This window comes from Streptomyces sp. WMMB303 (assembly GCF_029351045.1).
GTDB lineage: Bacteria > Actinomycetota > Actinomycetes > Streptomycetales > Streptomycetaceae > Streptomyces.
On sequence record NZ_JARKIN010000001.1, the window covers coordinates 6,661,791 to 6,680,869 of the forward strand.

The 19,079-nt window shown below is 68.8% G+C and carries 13 protein-coding genes, 1 pseudogene and 1 riboswitch; of the genes and pseudogenes, 12 read left to right on the forward strand and 2 right to left on the reverse strand.

Annotation, left to right across the window (positions count from 1 at the left end; translation table 11 throughout):
* Positions 1-150: 150 nt before the first annotated feature.
* The 7 genes and pseudogenes from P2424_RS28805 (at position 151) to P2424_RS28835 (ending at position 6,623) form a co-directional block, all read left to right on the forward strand.
* The gene (locus tag P2424_RS28805; protein ID WP_276478584.1) at positions 151-579 is read left to right on the forward strand and encodes a hypothetical protein; all 429 of its coding nucleotides are present in this window, start codon (positions 151-153) and stop codon (positions 577-579) included.
* An 8-nt stretch (positions 580-587) separates the two neighbouring features.
* Positions 588-1,040, forward strand: a complete 453-nt coding sequence (locus P2424_RS28810; protein WP_276478585.1) for an ATP-binding protein — start codon at positions 588-590, stop codon at positions 1,038-1,040.
* Between the two features lie 53 nt (positions 1,041-1,093).
* The gene (locus P2424_RS28815) at positions 1,094-2,197 is read left to right on the forward strand and encodes a radical SAM protein (RefSeq protein ID WP_276478586.1); all 1,104 of its coding nucleotides are present in this window, start codon (positions 1,094-1,096) and stop codon (positions 2,195-2,197) included.
* Entirely contained in the window at positions 2,194-2,406 is a 213-nt protein-coding gene (locus tag P2424_RS28820; protein WP_069735528.1) for a hypothetical protein, read from the forward strand. The genes P2424_RS28815 and P2424_RS28820 overlap by 4 nt, the downstream gene beginning before the upstream one ends.
* A 120-nt stretch (positions 2,407-2,526) precedes the next feature.
* Complete coding sequence (locus P2424_RS28825) at positions 2,527-3,351, forward strand: aminoglycoside phosphotransferase (protein ID WP_276479167.1); 825 nt, start codon at positions 2,527-2,529, stop codon at positions 3,349-3,351.
* 196 nt (positions 3,352-3,547) lie between these two features.
* Positions 3,548-4,680, forward strand: a pseudogene (locus P2424_RS28830) (IS3 family transposase); the annotation flags it as partial.
* A gap of 485 nt (positions 4,681-5,165) precedes the next feature.
* Entirely contained in the window at positions 5,166-6,623 is a 1,458-nt protein-coding gene (locus P2424_RS28835; RefSeq protein WP_276478587.1) for a hypothetical protein, read from the forward strand.
* An 820-nt stretch (positions 6,624-7,443) separates the two neighbouring features.
* Here P2424_RS28835 and P2424_RS28840 read toward each other — a convergent pair.
* Complete coding sequence (locus P2424_RS28840) at positions 7,444-8,319, reverse strand: sigma-70 family RNA polymerase sigma factor (protein WP_276478588.1); 876 nt, start codon at positions 8,317-8,319, stop codon at positions 7,444-7,446.
* Between the two features lie 86 nt (positions 8,320-8,405).
* Between P2424_RS28840 and P2424_RS28845 the strand changes: the two genes are divergently transcribed.
* The 5 genes from P2424_RS28845 to P2424_RS28865 all read left to right on the forward strand — a co-directional run bounded on the left by P2424_RS28845 (position 8,406) and on the right by P2424_RS28865 (position 14,802).
* Entirely contained in the window at positions 8,406-8,585 is a 180-nt protein-coding gene (locus P2424_RS28845; RefSeq protein WP_276478589.1) for a hypothetical protein, read from the forward strand.
* A 425-nt stretch (positions 8,586-9,010) separates the two neighbouring features.
* Positions 9,011-9,844: a PIG-L family deacetylase gene (locus P2424_RS28850; protein WP_276478590.1), complete on the forward strand. Its 834-nt coding sequence runs from the start codon at positions 9,011-9,013 to the stop codon at positions 9,842-9,844.
* Positions 9,845-10,006: 162 nt separating this feature from the next.
* Positions 10,007-11,743 carry a hypothetical protein gene (locus tag P2424_RS28855; RefSeq protein ID WP_276478591.1) on the forward strand — a complete coding sequence of 579 codons (1,737 nt, stop codon included), beginning with the start codon at positions 10,007-10,009 and terminating at the stop codon, positions 11,741-11,743.
* A gap of 622 nt (positions 11,744-12,365) precedes the next feature.
* Positions 12,366-14,099 carry a methionine--tRNA ligase gene (gene metG, locus P2424_RS28860; RefSeq protein ID WP_276478592.1) on the forward strand — a complete coding sequence of 578 codons (1,734 nt, stop codon included), beginning with the start codon at positions 12,366-12,368 and terminating at the stop codon, positions 14,097-14,099.
* Positions 14,100-14,145: 46 nt separating this feature from the next.
* On the forward strand, positions 14,146-14,802 hold the full coding sequence (locus P2424_RS28865) for a histone deacetylase (RefSeq protein WP_276479168.1): 657 nt from the start codon (positions 14,146-14,148) through the stop codon (positions 14,800-14,802).
* A gap of 87 nt (positions 14,803-14,889) precedes the next feature.
* Here the strand turns inward: P2424_RS28865 and cobN are convergent, their stop codons facing one another.
* Complete coding sequence (gene cobN, locus P2424_RS28870) at positions 14,890-18,726, reverse strand: cobaltochelatase subunit CobN (protein WP_276479169.1); 3,837 nt, start codon at positions 18,724-18,726, stop codon at positions 14,890-14,892.
* Between the two features lie 124 nt (positions 18,727-18,850).
* Positions 18,851-18,926, reverse strand: a riboswitch (cobalamin riboswitch).
* Between the last annotated feature and the right edge of the window lie 153 nt (positions 18,927-19,079).

Genomic DNA, 19,079 nt, shown 5'->3' on the forward strand with positions numbered 1-19,079 from the left:
CGCTCCCTTCCACCAGCCATGGAAGCAGAAGCGTGCGGCCGGTGGGGCGGAAGTAGAGCGCAAGTGGAACAGCCGGTGATTCCCTGCGCATTGAGGTACGGCGACGCTCAAGGGGTCTCTTTTCGCCGAGTCCCTTGGACGGTCACCAGCATGGAACTCCTTACCGAGCACCGCCCGGTCAACGGGCCCGTCGTCTACGGCTTCCTGCGGCTGGCCGGAGTCTCCGCAGCCCGTCAAACGGCGTTACAGGCGTCACTGACGGAGTACTGCCGGATCCATGAGCTGCAGCTCTCCGGCGTCTTCAAGGACAGGCTCGCGACGACCGAACCGAGCTCCACCGCGTTCACCGGCTTGCTGGACGCGTTGGCCCTTCCTGACGTCTACGGCGTCATCGCTCCCGCCCTGTCTCATCTGGGGCCGAAGCACCTCGCCGCCGAACACACCCGCCTTATCGAGGCCGCCGGCGCCCGCCTGCTGCTGGCCCGCCGCCCGCGCATCGGGCCTGGCCACGTACCTCGTCAGCAGACCGCCCACCGCCGCTTCCCCACGCCACTCCTCCTCCTGAGCACGGAGTCATGAGGCACCCCATGCCCGAGTCGCTTCAGCAGTTCTTCGAGGCCCGCCGCCAGTCCGTACGCAAAGCACGGGAGTTCGCCACCAGAGCGCTGGACGGCTGGGGCCTGACGAGCCGCACCGAGGACATCCGCCTGTGCGTCTCCGAACTCGCCACGAACGCCGTTCTCCACGGCACCGCCCGCGGGCACGGCTTCCTCGTCCGGCTCGACATCGACGACAACTGCGTACGCCTGGAAGTGCACGACATCCGTCGCCAGCAGCCCGTCGTACGCGAGCCGGCCATCACAGACATCTCCGGGAGGGGCCTGACGTTGGTGGCCGCGCTGTCCGACGAGTGGGGAGTGAGCGACCGTACGCCGCTCGAGAAGATCATCTGGTCCTGCTTCAAGACCGCGGACGACGCTGCACAGTCGATCAGCCCTCCCGTCCCAAACCACGACGACCGCCCTCTGGAGGTCCGATGACCGTAACCGGCACACCGGATCGGGCGGCGCCTGCCGCGTCAAGCACGCGTCTCGTGGCCAGCCCGTTCCTCGCCCAGCACCTCCTTCTTCAGCCAGGCCGAGCGGTCGGAGTGCGCATTCCTGGGATTCGCTACGAGGAGCTGCGCGCCGCGAGCCACGTCGGAGGCCCTCTGCCGGCTTGGCTTGTTGATGCCGCGCGGCAGGCGTGGGGCACCGAGCTGCCTGACGGACCGGTCGGCGATTTCGTCCTCGTGCGCGAGCGATCGCCGTACGGGTACGCGAAGGCGTCCTGGGAAATCAACCTCGGCTGCGACTACGACTGCGAGTTCTGCTACCTCGGCGAGAAGCGCTTCGAGGGCCTGGACTGGGCGGGCAAACAGCAGCTCCTGCGGACGATGCGCGATGCGGGCGTGCTCTGGCTGCAGATCACGGGCGGCGAGGCACTGATCGACCGCGAGTTCGGCGCGGCCTACGAGTACGCCCACCAGCTCGGGATGATGGTGCAGGTCTCCTCGAACGGTTCGTCCCTGCGCAAGCCGCCGATCCGCGGGCTGTTCGCACGCCATCGCCCTTACCGGCTCACGCTCAGCGTCTACGGCGCGACCGCGGACACGTACGACAAGGTCACTCGCAACCGCGGCGCGTTCGGCCGGTTCATCCAGGGTCTGGACGCGGCCCACCAGGACCGGCTGCCGGTCCGGCTGAACGTGATCGTGTCGGACGACAACGCCCATGAGGTCGACGCGATGGTGGCTCTGTGTGAACGCTACAGCTTCCCGCACCAGGTCTTTACGAATATGTCGCCGACGATCGACGGTGAAGCGAACCCGCTGGCGACGCAGGCCAAGGGCCACATCAAGGCCCGGAGCGTCTTCACCGGCTGCAATGCCGGCCGGACGTTCTTCCACGTCAACCCGCACGGCATCGCGTCCGTCTGCAAGGTCGGCCGCGCCCCGAGCGTGAACCTCGTGACCGAGGGCGTCGCCGCCCTCACCCGGCTCGGCGCTATCGCCGAGTCCCTACAGCTCCGCACCGGTGGATGCTCCGGCTGCACGAAGGTCGGCACCTGCCGTACCTGCCGGCCGCTGGCCAAGCTCTACCAGGATGCGGGGGACCGACGAGAGCTCTATTGCCAACACGGAGGCTACGGATCATGACTCCACCCACCACAACCCTCACCCCGCCGCGCGAACCGATGCTGCTCACCATCGGACGGCGCCCCACCGATGGTGCAACCGGCACCCTGCCCGTGCCACTGCCGGCCGGGGCCATCCGCGACGACGAGGTCCAGATCATCACCGACCTGGACGAGGCCGCCGAGGGCGCCGAGTGCAGCTGCTCGGCCGGCGACGACCAGCCGTACTAGATACACCGCAGGCGGGCGCCGCACCGCTCGCGTACGCGCCCCATGAGTGCCGCCCCGGTCGTACCCTGGCCGGGGCGGCACTCCCTTGTCTCCGAGCCCCATGAGGAACCGCGCGTGTCCATGTCTCGCATTCCCTTCGATCAGCTCCCAGCCGACGTCCGCCAGGCTGTCACTGACAAGACCGGCCCCGTGCATCAGGCGGTGACCATGACCGGCGGCATGAACTCCGGCGTCGCCTCCGTCCTGGAGACCGAGAGCGGCAGCGTTTTCGTGAAGGGCATCGCGAGTGATCACGCGCAGGTCGCAGCACAGCGCCGCGAGGCGGAGATCGCCCCCCACCTGCCCACGTCCTGTCCCCGCCTGTACTGGCACCTGGAAGTCGGTGGATGGAGCCTTCTCGGATACGAGGTCCTCAGCGGTCGCCACGCCGACTACAGCCCCGGCTCGGCCGACTTGGAGCTCATAGAAGCCGCGCTCACCGAACTGCAACAGATCACCGCTCCGGCCGACATCGAGATCAAGGACGCGGTGGACCGCTGGGCGGACTGCGCTCCGCCCGGAACGCTCCAGCACTTCACCGGCAACACCCTGCTGCACACCGACTTCGCACCGCACAATGTCCTGATCGCCGACGGGCGTGCCCGCCTCATCGACTGGGCGTGGCCTACGCGCGGGGCGGCGTGGATCGATCCAGGCGCCTTGGCGCTGAGGCTCATGGAGGCTGGCCACCCGGCGGAGGACGCGATCGTGTTCGCAGGCCGCTTCCCGTCGTGGCGGAACACCGATCCGGAGGCACTGGCGGCATTCGGTTCCGCATCTGCGGCGCTGTGGCGAGAAATCGCCCAGGAGGATCCAACGCCCTGGAAGCAGCGGATGGCCAAGCGGGCCGCTGCGTTCAGGCTCGTGCTCCTCAGCGGGTCCACGCCCGCCGTCGGATCGTCTTGAACTCGATCTTTCCGGTACTCATGAGGAAGTTCCCACTCGAGTACAGCGAGGGTCGGGCCCCAACGTGGTTTCCGCTGTACTTCTCCACATGCCGGATCTCCACCCCGCCTGGAACATTGAAGTCGATCGGGTCTGATGCATGGTCTGGTGACATCTGATCTGGCTTGCCCGTGGGGCGGCCTGGAAGGATGTAGCCGTGCCAGTTCCCTACCCTCAAGAGTTCCGTGACGACGTCGTCCGCGTGGCCCGCAACCGCGAGAAGGGCGTCACTCTCGCGCAGATCGCGAAGGACTTCGGCGTCCATGAGATGACGCTGTCGAAGTGGATGCGCCAGGCGAAGGTCGAGGACGGCGAGGAGCCCGGCGTCACCAGGTCGGAGTCCGCGGAGAACCGTGAGCTGAAGAAGCGGGTGCGTCTCCTGGAGCAGGAGAACGAGGTCCTGCGCCGCGCGGCGGCCTATCTGTCGCAGGCTCACCTGCCGGCAAGAGGCTCTACCCGCTCGTGAGAGAGCTCGCCGCCGACAGCATCCCTGTCGCGGTTGCGTGCCGGGTGCTCACGCTCTCCCGCCAGCACTACTACCGCTGGCTGCGTCAGCCGGTCACGGATACCGAGGTCGCCGTGGCCTACCGCGCGAACGCCCTGTTCGACGCTCACCGCGATGACCCGGAGTTCGGCTACCGGTTCCTCACCGGTGAGGCCGAGGCCGTCGGGGAGCGCATGTGCGAGCGGACCGCATGGCGCATCTGCGGCGACCATGGCTGGTGGCCGGTGTTCGGGAAGAAGCGGCCGAAGAACGCCAAGAGACCCGGGCCGCCCGTGCACGACGACCTCGTCCAGCGGGACTTCACCGCTACCGGACCGAACCAGCTGTGGCTGACCGACATCACTGAACACCCGACCGGCCAGGGCAAGCTCTACCTCTGCGCGGTCAAGGATGCCTTCTGCGGCCGTATCGTCGGATACTCCATCGACCACCGGATGAAGGCCCGCCTCGCGGTGAACGCGCTGGACAGCGCGGTCGCCAGAAGAGGGGACGTGGCCGGCTGCACAGTCCATTCCGACCGCGGATCGCAATTCCGGTCAAGAAAGTACGTCCACGCTCTGCACCGCCACGGCCTGGCCGGATCCATGGGAAGAGTCGGCGCCGCCGGCGACAACGCCGCCATGGAATCCTTCTTCGCGCTCCTGCAGAACAACCTCCTCGACCGGCGCCCCTGGGCCACCCGGCAAGACCTCCGCACCGCGATCGTCACCTGGATCGAGCGGACCTACCACCGACGCCGCAGACAACTACGGCTGGGCCGTTTGACCCCCATCGAGTACGAGATCACCATGAAGCCCGCCGCAACCCCTCGCGGCATGAAAACCGACAGTCACCAACCCGTGCAGCAGACCCGTAGGAGTGCACCACGGGATGTTGCTGAGCCAGGCGGTGATCCAGTCGAACTGGGCGACAGGGCGGCGAACGCAGCGGGTCTGCCGGCCTGAGTCACAAGCCAGGACGTGAAAAGTCTTCGTCAGACCGAGTCATCGAATGGATCCACCACGCCGGCGGCCTCAGCGGAAGCCAGCCTGCCGCACCCACATTGGGACGTATCCGCCGAAGACGCCACTTGCCTGTCAGTGCTGAGCCATATCGTCATTTCTCTGCACTCCGACGATTGAGACAGATTGAGGACGGACACCGCCATGCTGGCTGAAAAAGCACCCTTCGCCGATCATATCGAGGCTGCCCGATGATTCCCCGTGGACCGGATTGCACGGTAACCACCCTGATCGAGCTGCAAGGCGGCAGGCCGCAATGGGACAAAGCAATGCGGCGGATACGGGAGCTGGGCTGGACGTGCCACGAGCTCAGCCCGAAAGAGCGACGCACGGTCCTCCGGGCGTTCGACTCAGATGTCAATTTCAGCGATTTCTGGTGGGTGGAAGTGCCGATCAAGGGCTCCACCTGGCGTGCCGACCGCGAAGCAGCTTGGCAGATCACAGAGTTGAGCCGGTCGGCACAGACTGTGATTTACGGTCGGTTGTTCCGGCGTGAGGAGATCGATCGGGTCCTTGAGCCCGAGTGGCAGGTGCACTCGGCAGATCACGATCCCGAAGGCACCGTCACGCCGGGCTTCCGTCGGCATTGGCGAACAGCCACGCGCTGGTGCGCGGCGCACACCGGGCTGCTCGACGTCCGCGTGCGCATCCATGCGAACAAGGACGCCGCCCGACACCTGGCCCGGCATCTGCGCACGGACGGGCCCCGAGCGGACCTCGACGTGCGGCCGCTCGACGGACGGGGGCGTACCGGGACTATCCGTCATGGAGAGGACGCCCTCAACAGGGCTGTGGCGCTCTTCGGCGGGCCACTGCTCGCCATGTCCCTCTTCTTGTCAACAGCTCAGCACTTGATACCCATTGCGGCCGCCGTGTGCTGGTTCCTCGCTGTCGTCTGTGCCGTCCCAGCCTGGTGGACGGCTTTCGCCGTGCCCCTGGCTCGCTCTCGGCTCCAGTGTCTAGTTATCTGCATCATCGCAACCCTCGTAGTGGCGGTCTACACGCTAGGCATCCCTGGACTCTTCGACGGCGTGGACTCCCGGTCCACCTGGGCGACGGCAGCAATCGGCTTCTACGTGACTGGTCTGATCCTGCTGGGGCGCCGCTGGCGATGGCAGATACTGGCCGCGACGGCGCTTCCCCTACTCGCCACACTGCTCGTGGCGGCGCTGCCCCTCACCGGCAGGATCCTGCAGGACGGCTATGCGGACGAGCTGTCTCTGTCACCGGAAGAGACGGCTGTCAGCGGGGCGTACCAGCTCATCTCGGCGGTGAAACTGCTGTGGCCCACCCTTGCGGCGATCCTGTTCATAGCAGCCGTTTGGGGCGTCCTGCGCTACTTTCACTTCATACGGCCGCGGAGCGTCTCCGCTGGCACGCTGGCCGCGCTCTTCCTAGCCCTTGGCTTGCTCACAGCCGCCGAGTGGACCTTCGCGTCACCGCAGCATGCGGCCGACAAGCTGAAACGAGCAGCAACTCATCACACCAAGGCCCCACCGTATTTCGGTATTTCAGCGGACTGGGTCTGCGTCCGTCCTACAGTCTCGGTTCACACCCTGAACGAGCAGGGCGGCACGCTTGTACCAAGCACCCCCTACCTTTCGTTCGGCGTCGCCGAAGGCAACGTGGTCCTGTGGAACGCCGCCGCCGACCGCCCACTACGTGTTCCGGCTGGACAGGTGAAGCTGCTTCCCGCCGGGAACCCTGGGCTCTCGTGCGTCACATGACTGGACAACACAGCCGAGAGAGGGAACCGAGCGAATTTACTTGCGCTACGCAGCTCGGAACCACGGCTTCGGGAGCACTGCACCCCTCGCTGGGAGATTCCTGGGAGATGATCTTCCCTCAGAGGCCAACCGGAACCTCTCCGCGCCGCTTCAGAACAACCACCTGACCTGCAATTTTACAAGATTCGCAGGTGTCGATCCTGCCCGACCCTCGTTCGGGACGAAGAGGTCGTGGGTTCAAATCCCGCCACCCCGACAGAGGAAACACCAGGTCAGGGGCCTGATCCGCATCGCGGGTCGGGCCCCTGAGCGGTTGTGGGAGCCGAACTCGGGACACGGCCCCCCGGTGGCATGCGGAGAGCGGCAGGCACATCCATGACCACGGCGGGATCTGGCGGTAGAGGAAGTGGTACAGGAACCGGACTCGGTCTCGGGTCCTGCGGCGCCGTCCGTGCTTACCGATCCCGCCTCATCACCCCGCGAGCCTGACCGCCGTGGGCCTTGGCGACCGCCTTGTGCAAGTGGACGTCGACCAGGCTGGGGTTGTCGGAGATCACGACTACCGGCCCGGCCCCAGGCAGCCCGTCCGGGCTTACGCAGAGAAGGGTGTGACAGGAGGTGGGCCACATGCGTCAGCCGAGATCGGACAGGGTGTCGCCGAGCCGCTCGGCGAGCCCACCGTCGTCACCGGCCACGCGACGCGGGGTGCCCCAGTACACCGGGTCGGTCAACGGACACGGTCGCCGAAATGGTGCGGGAGCAGAGGCGCCTCCATGGGCTCATAGGGTGGATCACTGAGGTTTTCTCAGAGGCTATGGAGTCACACCGGGTCCGGCAGGTCCATGAGCGCGAGTTTGGCCGGGTCCACCACGGCGGTGACCGCGGTGATGTGGCCATCGGCGACGGTGAAGGCGAGGAGGGAGAGCGGGGTGCCGTCTTCGCTCCAGGAGATGACGCCGGGGTGACCATTGACGGTCGCCGCATGTCCTCGTGCCGCGCTGCCGGCCACTCGCGCGCGGGTGGCGACTTCGGTGGCCCCGAGCGTGACGAACGTGCCGTTCGGGGTGTGGACTGTGAACTTCACGTCGGGGTGGAGAACCTGCAGCAGTTGATCAAACCGGCCGTCGTGGGCTGCGGCCAGGAAGGCTTGGACCACCTCGCGTTGTTGTCGTCCGACGCTTGCCGGCTGCTGGGTGGCCTGTACCTTCCTGCGGGCTCGGCTGGCGAGCATTTTGGCCGCGTCGGCGGACTTGCCGAGAATGGTGCCGATCTCCGCGAAGGGCACGGCGAATACGTCGTGCAGCACGAACGCCAGTCGCTCGTCCGGGCGCAGCGAGTCGAGAACCGTGAGAAGCGCGAGGCCGATGGAGTCCCCGATTGCCGCGAGGTCTTCCGGAGCGGGAGTGTCGTCGAGCGTCACGGTAAATTCGGGTAGCTGGTCGTCGAAGGAGACTTCTCGGCGCGTCCGGCCCGAACGCAGGACATCGAGGCTGATGCGGCCGACCACGGTGGTCAGCCAGCCGCCGAGGTTGTCGATGGTGTCGGTGTCCTGGCGGGACAGACGCAGCCACGCCTCTTGGACCACGTCTTCCGCGTCGGCATGTGATCCGAGCATGCGGTAGGCGACGGCGCGGAGCCGGTCACGGTGGGACTCGAAGGCATCGGCGATCGGGTCCGTGGGATGGGTGCCGGCCATGTCGCTACCTCTCTGGAAGCTGCTCCGTCATAGGGATGACGCGCGCAGGCGCCGCAACGTAACCCGATGAAGGAGAGCACTCCCACATGGAAAACCGGCTCAAGAAGAAGAACACGAACAACCCCGATGTGTGGACCGCGATCCAGCACCGGACCGCGGCGGAACTGAAGGAACGATGGCGAACCCTCAAGCACGTCACCCTCAGCCCCAGCAGAATCGGCGACATAGCCCGCACCGCACTCGTCCTCAACGGGCACTGGAAATGACCTTCACTGAGAAAACCTCACTGGGCCCGAGATCACTGGCATCACCTCGTCGACCAGGTCCTCCGGCAAGGTGTTGCAAGGTGACATAGCTGTGCAGTTGCTCACTCACCAGTAGTTTCGGGATCTTTCCTGTCTGCCTGCGACGAACCGGTGGGTAGCTGGGCACGCAGGGTCTCACGTCTCGCGTCGGAATCTCACCCCTGGTGCCGGATGGACGTCGGATCCGATCTGGCGCCGAGACGTGCGGCTGCGCCGGGAACAGCGGGGTCGGCCGGCGCTGTTGCATCATCCGAGGGACCGGCACCGCACGGGCGGGGAACTCGGAGACCACAGGGTCGTCTGCGCCGACAGGATCCGGGCCGCGGGATCGCGGCAGGCCCGCCGCGCATTCGGACCAAGACGTATTTCTGCAGGAGGACTGCTTGATGACTGGCCGGCCGTTGACGCTCATGGCGGTGCACGCCCACCCCGACGACGAGGCCACCGGAACCGGAGGGGTCCTCGCGCGATACGCGGCGGAAGGCATCCGCACGGTTCTCGTGACGTGTACCGACGGCGGTTGCGGTGACGGACCGGAGGGGGTCAAGCCGGGCGACCCCGGGCACGATCCGGCGGCCGTCGCACTGATGCGCCGTCAAGAACTCCAGGAGAGCTGCGGCGTCCTGAAGATCGGTGATCTGGAGATGCTGGAGTATGCCGACTCCGGGATGATGGGCTGGCCGACCAATGACGCTCCGGGATCCTTCTGGCAGACCCCCGTGGAGGAAGGCGCGGCACGACTCGCGGAACTCATGCGGCACTACCGACCTGATGTGGTCGTCACCTACGACGAGAACGGCTTCTACGGCCATCCCGATCACATCCAGGCTCACCGCATCACGATGGCGGCGCTGGAGATGACCGCTCTGACACCGAAGGTGTACTGGACCACGATGCCCCGCTCGGGGATGCGGCGGTTCGAGGAGATCATGCGCGAGTTCGATCCGGACATGCCGGAGCCGGATCCTGCCGAGGCCGCCGCGATGGCCGAGATCGGCCTCCCCGACGATGAGATCACCACGTGGGTGGACACCACCGCGTTCAGCAGTCAGAAGTTCGACGCGCTGGCCGCGCACGCCAGTCAGGGCGAGAACATCTTCTTCCTCAGGATGGGCAAGGAGAGATTCGGTGAGTTGATGGGCATGGAGACCTTCGTACGTGTCCAGGACGCCACCGACGCGGCCGTACCCGAGAACGATCTCTTCGCCGGACTGCGCTGATCCACACATCCGGAGCGGAGCCCCGGAGAGCTCAGCCGGCACCAGCAAGTGCGGGGTCAGTTCGGCGGATTCGAGCTGAACCGCAGGCGTTGAACCGTAGACTTCGGCAGTCGACGCCGACGAGGTCCGGCCGTTGCACGCGCCCGCGGGGGAGGAGATCGCATGCACGACCCTTCGAACTCGACGGAGATCACCGAGCCTGAGGACAACGGCCGGAGCAACTCGCCTGTTGTGGACGATTCGACGTCCGACTCGGACATCGACTCGGCGACGGCGTCGACGGCCCTGGTGGAGGTGCTCCCAGGGGTGGCTGTCGTCGCCGGTGAGGTCCCGCCGGCGCTGAAGCCCGATCTGATCGACTTCGGGATCGTGCCGGCGGCTGACCGCAAGCAGATCTCAGCGATCCTCGCCTCGATCGGGGACGCGGCGACCGTGGTCGGCAATCTCGGAAACGCGTTCGCCAGTGTGCAGGGGCTCTACAGGATCGATGCCACGACACAGGCCCTGCTGAACAGCGGCGCGACGCTCGCCGTCAAGGACGGCGGGAACCTCGGAGCGGTGATGGTTCCTGACCGCATCCTGCGTCAGGCCCGCTTCTATTCCGTGAATGCGGTGAGCAAGGCGCAGACCGCGGCCTCGATCGGGCCGGCGCTGGCCATGGTCGGCCTTCAGATGATGCTGAGTGAGGTCTCAGGCCTCGTCAGGACCAACCTCGCGGTGACAAGTCAGGTCCTCACCACCATCCGCAAGGATCAGTGGGCCGAACTGACGGGTCTCGTCGCCGCCATCGATCGCGCGGTCGACCAGGCGCGAGAGATCGAATCAGTCCCGACGTCCTTGTGGGAGGACGTCGCGGGCAGTGGAGCGCTGCTGCAGAAGCAGCTTGAGCTCTACCAGGAAAACGTCCGCGACCACATCAGGCAGATCGATCGGGCCGACGCACGCGGCCACCGTGAGTATCTGCAGACGAACGCCGAGGCGATCGCCTTCGACGCCTATGCCCTCCTGTCCTCCCTCAAGGCATGGACCGGGTATCACGCGCTCCGCGCCGCAAGGGCGAGAGCCGCTGGACGCGAAGACGCCGCCGAAGCGCAGTACGCCGAGGTCATCGCGCGCCATACCCGCGCGGAGTTCGACTCGGCACTCGCCGAGTCGACGCGCCTCGTCGACGCGCTGACGCGGGAGCTGCGGATCACCGCCGAACTCCCCGGGCCCGACGCATGGCCGATGCCGGGGAAGCGGAAGGATGTGAAGGCAGCCCGCGAAGCCTCCGCCCGTCTTCTGAAGGCGATCGAGCCTCTTGCCGACGCTCTCCGTCCGCCGACCCCTCCGCTCAAGACCCCGGACATCGTCTGCGCACCCGGATCGCTGGATCTCAAGCCGTACCTTCGCATCCTGCGATGGCTCCTCGAGGACGGCGAGACCCTCCGTGTCCTCGGCTTCCCCGACCAGGTCGATACCGTCGGTCCGCTTTCTGCGATCGTCGGCGGAGCGAAGGAGAAGTTGGCGGCAGCGAGGGACAAGGCTGCGGCAAAGACACTGGTCGCTGTCACGGACCGCCGCATCACCACGGCCAAGACGAACGCATTCCTTGAGCAAGCCGAGATCCGTCAAGACCTCCCGATCGACCAAGTGCGATACGTCCGAGCAACGACCACACAGGACAGAAACGCGCGCTTGGCGATCGACCTCATCACGCGCGACGAGAACATCCGGTGGCTCTTCCACTCTGACGTCGACAACACTCAAGTGGGCGCCCTTGCCGCCGTGCTTGCCGAGTCGATGACGATCCCGGACGGTGAACGCGACGAGCTGCAACGGCGACGCTACGCCCCCATCGCGGCGGGCAAGCAGAGCGAAAGTACTGGCATGGGGTCTACCGAACCGACTGGATCCTAGGCCACGACCTGCGATGCCGAGTAGGCCTCCCTTGCCGCGCGCTCGCCGGGCTGCCACAGCATCCGTCGCGAGCAGACGGGCGCAGGAGACGAGAGCCGACTCGTGGGGTGCGTAGAGGTACGGGGCGATGCCGCTCTTGCGCGGGCGGAGTCACGCCCGCCCGGCCTCGGGCGAGTGAGGGAATCCTCGTCCGCTGCCGCCGCGTCCTCGGGCTCCGGTGGGTGGCCGGCGCCCACGGGCACGTAACCTTCGCGTTCCTTCTCCCCCACCGGTCAGCTCCCGGCGCCGCACGGCTGCTGCCCCTTCCTCGGAATCACGCCGGCCCAGGCCGACGCCCTCCCGCCCCGGGCTCCGGGCTCCGGGCTCCGGGCCCCTGGCCCCTGGCCCCTGGCCCCTGGCCCCTGGCCCCTGGCCGGGAGAATCCTGATTCCGAGGGGCGGTGGCCAGTCGTTAGGATGGTGGCGGCCCGTAGTGGGGTGTCGTCACCGAGAGTGGACGGCTCATGGACGCGGCGTACATGGCGTACGTGCCGGTGCCGTGGGTGGTGGTGGCCCATGCGGCCGTCTGTCTGGACCCGTAGTGGCACCCGTGGGGGCCGCAAGATCAATTGGAGCATCCCGGGATGGCTCGACACCTCATCACCAGCGCGCTGCCGTACATCAACGGGATCAAGCACCTGGGGAACATGGTCGGGTCGATGCTCCCGGCCGACGTGTACGCGCGCTATCTGCGGCAGCGCGGTCACGAGGTGCTGTACATCTGCGCGACGGACGAGCACGGCACGCCGGCCGAGCTCGCGGCGGCCGAGGCGGGGCTGCCGGTGGCCGACTTCTGCGCCCAGCAGCATGAGGTCCAGCGGGGCATCTACGAGGGCTTCGACCTGGCCTTCGACTACTTCGGGCGCAGCTCCTCGCCGCAGAACGTCGAGATCACCCAGCGCTTCGCCCGGCAGCTGCACCAGAACGGGTTCATCGAGGAGCGTGCCATCCGGCAGATGTACTCGGCGGCGGACAACCGTTTCCTGCCGGACCGGTACATCATCGGCACCTGTCCGCACTGCGGCTACGACAAGGCCCGCGGCGACCAGTGCGAGAACTGCACCCGCGTGCTCGACCCCACCGACCTGGTCGAACCGCGTTCGGCGATCAGCGGCAGCACCGAGCTGGAGGTGCGGGAGACCAAGCACCTCTTCCTGCTCCAGTCGAAGCTGGAGGGCGAGGTCAGGAAGTTCGTCGACGCTCACACCGACGAGTGGCCGGTGCTCTCCTCCTCGATCGCCCACAAGTGGCTCACCGAGGGTCTCCAGGACCGTTCCATCACCCGTGACCTGGACTGGGGCGTGCCGGTGCCCGCGGACACCTGGCCGGAGCTGGCGGCCGAGGGCAAGGTCTTCTACGTCTGGTTCGACGCGCCCATCGAGTACATCGGCGCCACCAAGGAGTGGGCGGACGCGCAGCCGGACAGCCGGGACTGGAAGTCCTGGTGGTACGAGGCCGACGAGTCCGTGCGCTACACCGAGTTCATGGCCAAGGACAACGTCCCCTTCCACACGGTGATGTTCCCGGCGACCCAGCTGGGCACCCGCGAGCCGTGGAAGAAGGTCGACTTCGTCAAGTCCTTCAACTGGCTCAACTACTACGGGGGCAAGTTCTCCACCTCGCAGAACCGCGGCATCTTCACCGACGCGGCGCTGGAGCTGCTGCCCGCCGACTACTGGCGGTACTTCCTGCTGGCGGCCGCCCCGGAGTCGGACGACGCCTCCTTCTCCTGGGAGTTCTTCTCCTCCGTGGTCAACAAGGACCTCGCGGACACGCTCGGGAACTTCGTCAACCGCGTGCTGTCCTTCTCCCGCAAGCGCTTCGGCGACGCCGTCCCGGCGGGCGCGGAAGCGGGCGAGGCCGAGGAGAAGCTCGGCCGGGAGATCGCGGGGCTCCTGGCGGAGTACGAGGAGCACATGGACGCGCTCCGGTTCCGCAAGGCGGCGGCCGCGCTGCGGGCGCTGTGGAGCGCCGGGAACGCCTACCTGGAGGAGAAGGCCCCCTGGCTGGAGATCAAGACCGACCAGGACGCCGCCGCGCTGACCCTGCGGACGGCCATGAACCTGATCCACCTCTACTCCGTCGTCTCCGAGCCGTTCATCCCCAGCTCCGCCAAGGCCATGCGGAGCGCCTTCGCACTGCCGGACGACACGGCGGCCTGGGTGAGCGCGGACGAGGCCCGGTCCCTGTCCTCGGTGCCCGCCGGTACGGGCTTCACGGTGCCGCCGGTGCTCTTCCAGAAGATCACCGAGGACGATCTGGAGAGCTACCGCGAGCGCTTCGGCGGCGAGCCGGAGGCGGACGCGGACGCCCGATAGCGGCGCTGCCGGGACGTCCGGTGCCGGCGGCGACGGCGTGAGTCCCGTGCGGCAGGTGGAACGGAGGGCCGCGGATCGTACGGAGACGCCGCGGCAGCTCTGGTACGCCGCCTACGGTTCCAACGTCCATCCGGAGCGGTTGCGGGCCTACCTCGCCGGGGGGCGGCCGCGGGGTGCGAGCCGGTGGTATCCGGGGTGCCGGGATCGGGCGATGCCCGCGGAGTCGGTGCCGGTGGAGTTGCCCGGGGTGCTGTACTTCGCGACGACGTCGCCCGTGTGGGGCGGCGGACGGGCCTTCTACGATCCGCGTGCCGAAGGACGCACCCTCGCGGTGGCGCACCTGGTGACGGCGGGGCAGTTCTCGGACATCGCGGCGCAGGAGATGTACCGGGAGCCCGGGACGGATCTCGATCTGTCCCGGGTCCTGGCCCGGGGACGGGACCGGATCGGCGCCGGGCGGTACCAGACCCTGGTGTACGCCGGGGAGTTGGCGGGCCGCCCGGTGTTGACGTGCACCGCGCCGTGGCGTGTGGGAGAGGTGCCGCACCTGCCTCCGGCGGCCGCTTATCTGCGCTTCCTGGCCACCGGACTGCTGACGGCGGACGGCGGCTGGAGCGCGGCGGCGGTCGCGGAGTACCTCGCCGGGGCGCCGGGGGCCGAGCGGCAGTGGTCGGCCGCTGATGTCCTGCGGCTCATGGCGTAGTGCGCCGCTGACGCCGCAACGGCGTGTGCCGGCGGGGCCGAGGGGCCCGGCAGTCCTGTGGGGTCTGCCGGACCGGCCGCCGGATCGCTATTCGTCCTGTTCCAGTTCGCCTTCCGTCTCCAGGTAGATCTGGCGGAGGGCGTCGAGGGCCGTGGGATCGGGCTTGGACCACATGCCGCGGGACTCGGCCTCCAGGAGGCGTTCGGCGATGCCGTGCAGGGCCCAGGGGTTGGACTCCTGGAGGAAGGCGCGGTTGGTCTCGTCGAGGACGTAGGTCTCGGTGAGTTTGTCGTACATCCAGTCGGCCACCACCCCGGTGGTGGCGTCGTAGCCGAAGAGGTAGTCGACGGTGGCGGCCAGTTCGAAGGCGCCCTTGTAGCCGTGGCGGCGCATGGCCTCGATCCACTTGGGGTTGACCACCCGGGCGCGGAAGACGCGGGAGGTCTCCTCGACGAGGGTGCGGGTGCGCACCGTCTCGGGGCGGGTGGAGTCGCCGATGTACGCCTCGGGGGCCGAGCCGCGCAGCGCGCGCACGGTGGCGACCATGCCGCCGTGGTATTGGAAGTAGTCGTCGGAGTCCGCGATGTCGTGTTCGCGGGTGTCGGTGTTCTTGGCGGCGACGGCGATCCGCTTGTAGGCGGTCTCCATCTCGTCGCGGGCCGGGCGGCCGGCCAGGTCCCGGCCGTAGGCGTAGCCGCCCCAGACGGTGTAGACCTCGGCGAGGTCGGCGTCGGTGCGCCAGTCGCGGGAGTCGATGAGTTGGAGGAGGCCCGCGCCGTAGGTGCCGGGGCGGGAGCCGAAGATGCGGGTGGTGGCGCGCCGTTCGTCGCCGTGTTCGCGCAGGTCCTGCTGGGTGTGGGCGCGTACGTGGTTGACGTCGTCCGGCTCCTCCAGGGAGGCGGCCAGCCGGACCGCGTCGTCCAGCAGGGCGACTGCGTGCGGGAACGCGTCGCGGAAGAAGCCGGATATCCGCAGGGTGACGTCGATCCGGGGGCGGCCCAGTTCGGCGGCGGGGATCGGCTCCAGGCCGGTGACGCGGCGGGAGGCGTCGTCCCACACCGGGCGGATGCCGAGCAGGGCGAGGGCTTCGGCGATGTCGTCGCCCGCCGTGCGCATCGCGCTGGTGCCCCACAGGGAGAGGCCGACGGAGGTGGGCCAACTGTCGTTGTCGGCGCGGTAGCGCTCCAGGAGGGAGTCGGCGAGGGCCTGGCCCGTCTCCCACGCCAGGCGTGAGGGGACGGCCTTGGGGTCGACGGAGTAGAAGTTCCGGCCGGTCGGGAGGACGTTGACCAGTCCGCGGAGCGGGGAGCCGGACGGCCCGGCCGGGACGAAGCCGCCGGCGAGGGCGTGGAGGGCGTGGTCGAGTTCGGCGGTGGTGGCCGCCAGGCGGGGGACGACCTCGCGGGCCGCGAAGTCGAGGATGTCGGCGACCTGCTGCGGGTGCCCGGCGGCTGCGCGGGGTACGGCCGCGGGGTCCCAGTCCGCCGCCTCCATCGCCTCGACCAGGGCGCGGGCCTGCTCCTCGGCCTGGTCGGAGGTGGCGCGGGTGGCCGCCGACTCGTCCAGGCCGAGGGCTTCGCGGAGGCCGGGGAGGCTGGTGGTGCCGCCCCAGATCTGCCGGGCGCGGAGGATGGCGAGGACCAGGTTGACGCGGTCGGTGCCGCTGGGCGCCGCGCCCAGGACGTGCAGGCCGTCGCGGATCTGCGCGTCCTTGACCTCGCACAGCCAGCCGTCGACGTGCAGGAGGAAGTCGTCGAAGCCGTCGTCGTCGGGCCGTTCTTCCAGACCGAGGTCGTGGTCGAGCCGGGCCGCCTGGATGAGGGTCCAGATCTGGGCCCGGATCGCCGGAAGCTTGGCCGGGTCCATGGAGCTAATCTGGGCGTACTCGTCGAGGAGTTGTTCGAGTCGGGCGATGTCCCCGTAGGAGTCGGCGCGGGCCATCGGCGGCACCAGGTGGTCGACGAGGGTGGCGTGCACCCGCCGTTTGGCCTGGGTGCCCTCGCCCGGGTCGTTGACCAGGAACGGGTAGACGAGCGGCAGGTCGCCGAGCGCGGCGTCGGGTGCGCACGCAGCGGACAGGCCCGCGTTCTTGCCGGGCAGCCACTCCAGGTTGCCGTGCTTGCCGAGGTGGATCACCGCGTCCGCGCCGAATCCGCCGTCGGCCTGGGGCGCGGCGATCCAGCGGTAGGCCGCCAGGTAGTGGTGCGAGGGCGGCAGGTCCGGATCGTGGTAGATGGCGATGGGGTTCTCGCCGAAGCCGCGGGGCGGCTGGATGAGGATCAGCAGGTTGCCGTGGCGCAGGGCGGCCAGGACGATGTCGCCGTCCGGGTTGTGCGTGCGGTCGACGAACATCTCGCCCGGCGGCGGGCCCCAGTGCTCCTCCACGGCGTCGCGCAGCTCCTGCGGGAGCGTGGCGTACCAGCGGCGGTAGTCGGCCGCCGGGATGCGGACCGGGTTCTTGGCCAACTGCTCCTCGGTGAGCCAGTCCTGGTCGTGGCCACCGGCCTCGATGAGCGCCCGGATGAGCGCGTCGCCGACGTGTTCCTCCGGCCCGGCCTCGTCGCCCGAACCGGCCTCGTCGTCCGAGCCGGCTTCGTCGCCCGAACCGGCTTCGGTGGGTGCGGCCGTGTGGGCGGTGCCGGTGGCCGGGGTACCGGTTCGGGGGAGGCCGGGGATGTCCTCGTCGCCGAAGTCGTAGCCCTCCGACCGGAGCCGCTGGAGCAGCGCGACCGCGCTGGCCGGGGTGTCGAGACCGACCGCGTTGCCGATCCGGGAGTGCTTGGTCGGGTACGCGGACAGCACGAGCGCCAACCGCTTCTCGGCTGCCGGGATGTGGCGCAGCCGGGCGTGGCGTACGGCGATGCCCGCGACCCGCTCGGCGCGCTCCGGGTCGGCGACGTAGGACGGCAGGCCGTCGGCGTCGATCTCCTTGAAGGAGAACGGCACCGTGATGAGCCGGCCGTCGAACTCCGGGACGGCTATCTGGCTCGCGGCGTCGAGCGGGGAGACCCCCTCGTCGTTCTGCTCCCAGTCGGTCCGGGGCGCGGTGAGGCACAGCGCCTGGATGATCGGTACGTCCAGGCTGGTGAGGGCGCCCGCGTCCCATGCCTCGTCGTCGCCGCCCGCTCCGGCCTCCGCGGGTTTGGTGCCGCCCGCGGCGAGCACGGTCGTCACGATGGCGTCGGCGGCGCGGAGTTCCTCGATGAGGTCGGGTTCGGGTGCGCGGAGCGAGGCCACGTAGAGGGGGAGCGCCCGGCCGCCCGCCGCTTCGACGGCGTCGCAGAGCGCCGCGGCGAAGGCGGTGTTGCCGCTCATGTGGTGGGCCCGGTAGTAGAGGACGGCGATGGTGGGGGCCGTCCCCGGCGCCGCCGGGTCGCCGGGGGAGGCGTCGCGGTCCGGCCCGCCGGCCGGGCGGACGCGGGTGGACGGTTCGCGGTCCAGGTGGCCCCATGCCGGGGCGGGTGCCGGGGGCTCGAAGCCGTGGCCGGTGAGCAGCACGGTGTCGGACAGGAAGCGGGCCAGCTGCACGAGGTTGGCGGGGCCGCCGTGTGCGAGGTAGGCGTGCGCCTCGGCCGCCACTCCGATGGGGACCGTGGAGGCGGCCATGAGCTGGGCGTCCGGGGCCTGTTCGCCGGTCAGGACGACGAGCGGGACGCCGGAGCCGCGCAGCAGGTCGATGCCCTGCTGCCAGGCCCGGATGCCGCCGAGCAGCCGGACGACGACGAGGTCGACTCCGTCCAGCAGCGCTTCGAGTTCGGTGCCGAGGGCGTCCTCGGGTATGCGGCTCGGGTTGGCGTAGCGGTAGGTGAGCGGTGCGGTGGCGGGGCTGTCGGCGCCGTCGCCCGGGGCCGGCGCGGTGACCTCGGCGGAGGCGGCACGGGCGCTGAGGAGGTCCGTGTCGGAGGTCGACAGGAGCAGGATCACCCGGGGGGCATCGTCGGGCGTGGCGACGGTCGCGTCGGAGTCGGCGTTGTCGCGTGACGAAAGCGGCATGCTGCTGTCGGCCCTTCCTCGGGGTGTCCGCGCCCCGGGCGGTCTCGGACGGCGGGAGTTCCTGGCTCACCCGGCCGTGGTGGCCGGGCTCACAGTGGCGGGACCGCGCCGGATTCGCACCGGGCTTCCTCCCCTGTCGCCGTCGCTGGCGATGTGGGCGGACCGGATGGTCCGCCCACAGCATCCTACGGGGGCCCGCCGCGCGGCGGGAGGGCACCCGTCGGGGCGGTCCGGTGCTCCGGGAGGGGTCGACGGGGGTCGGTATGCTCGCCGACATGGTCATG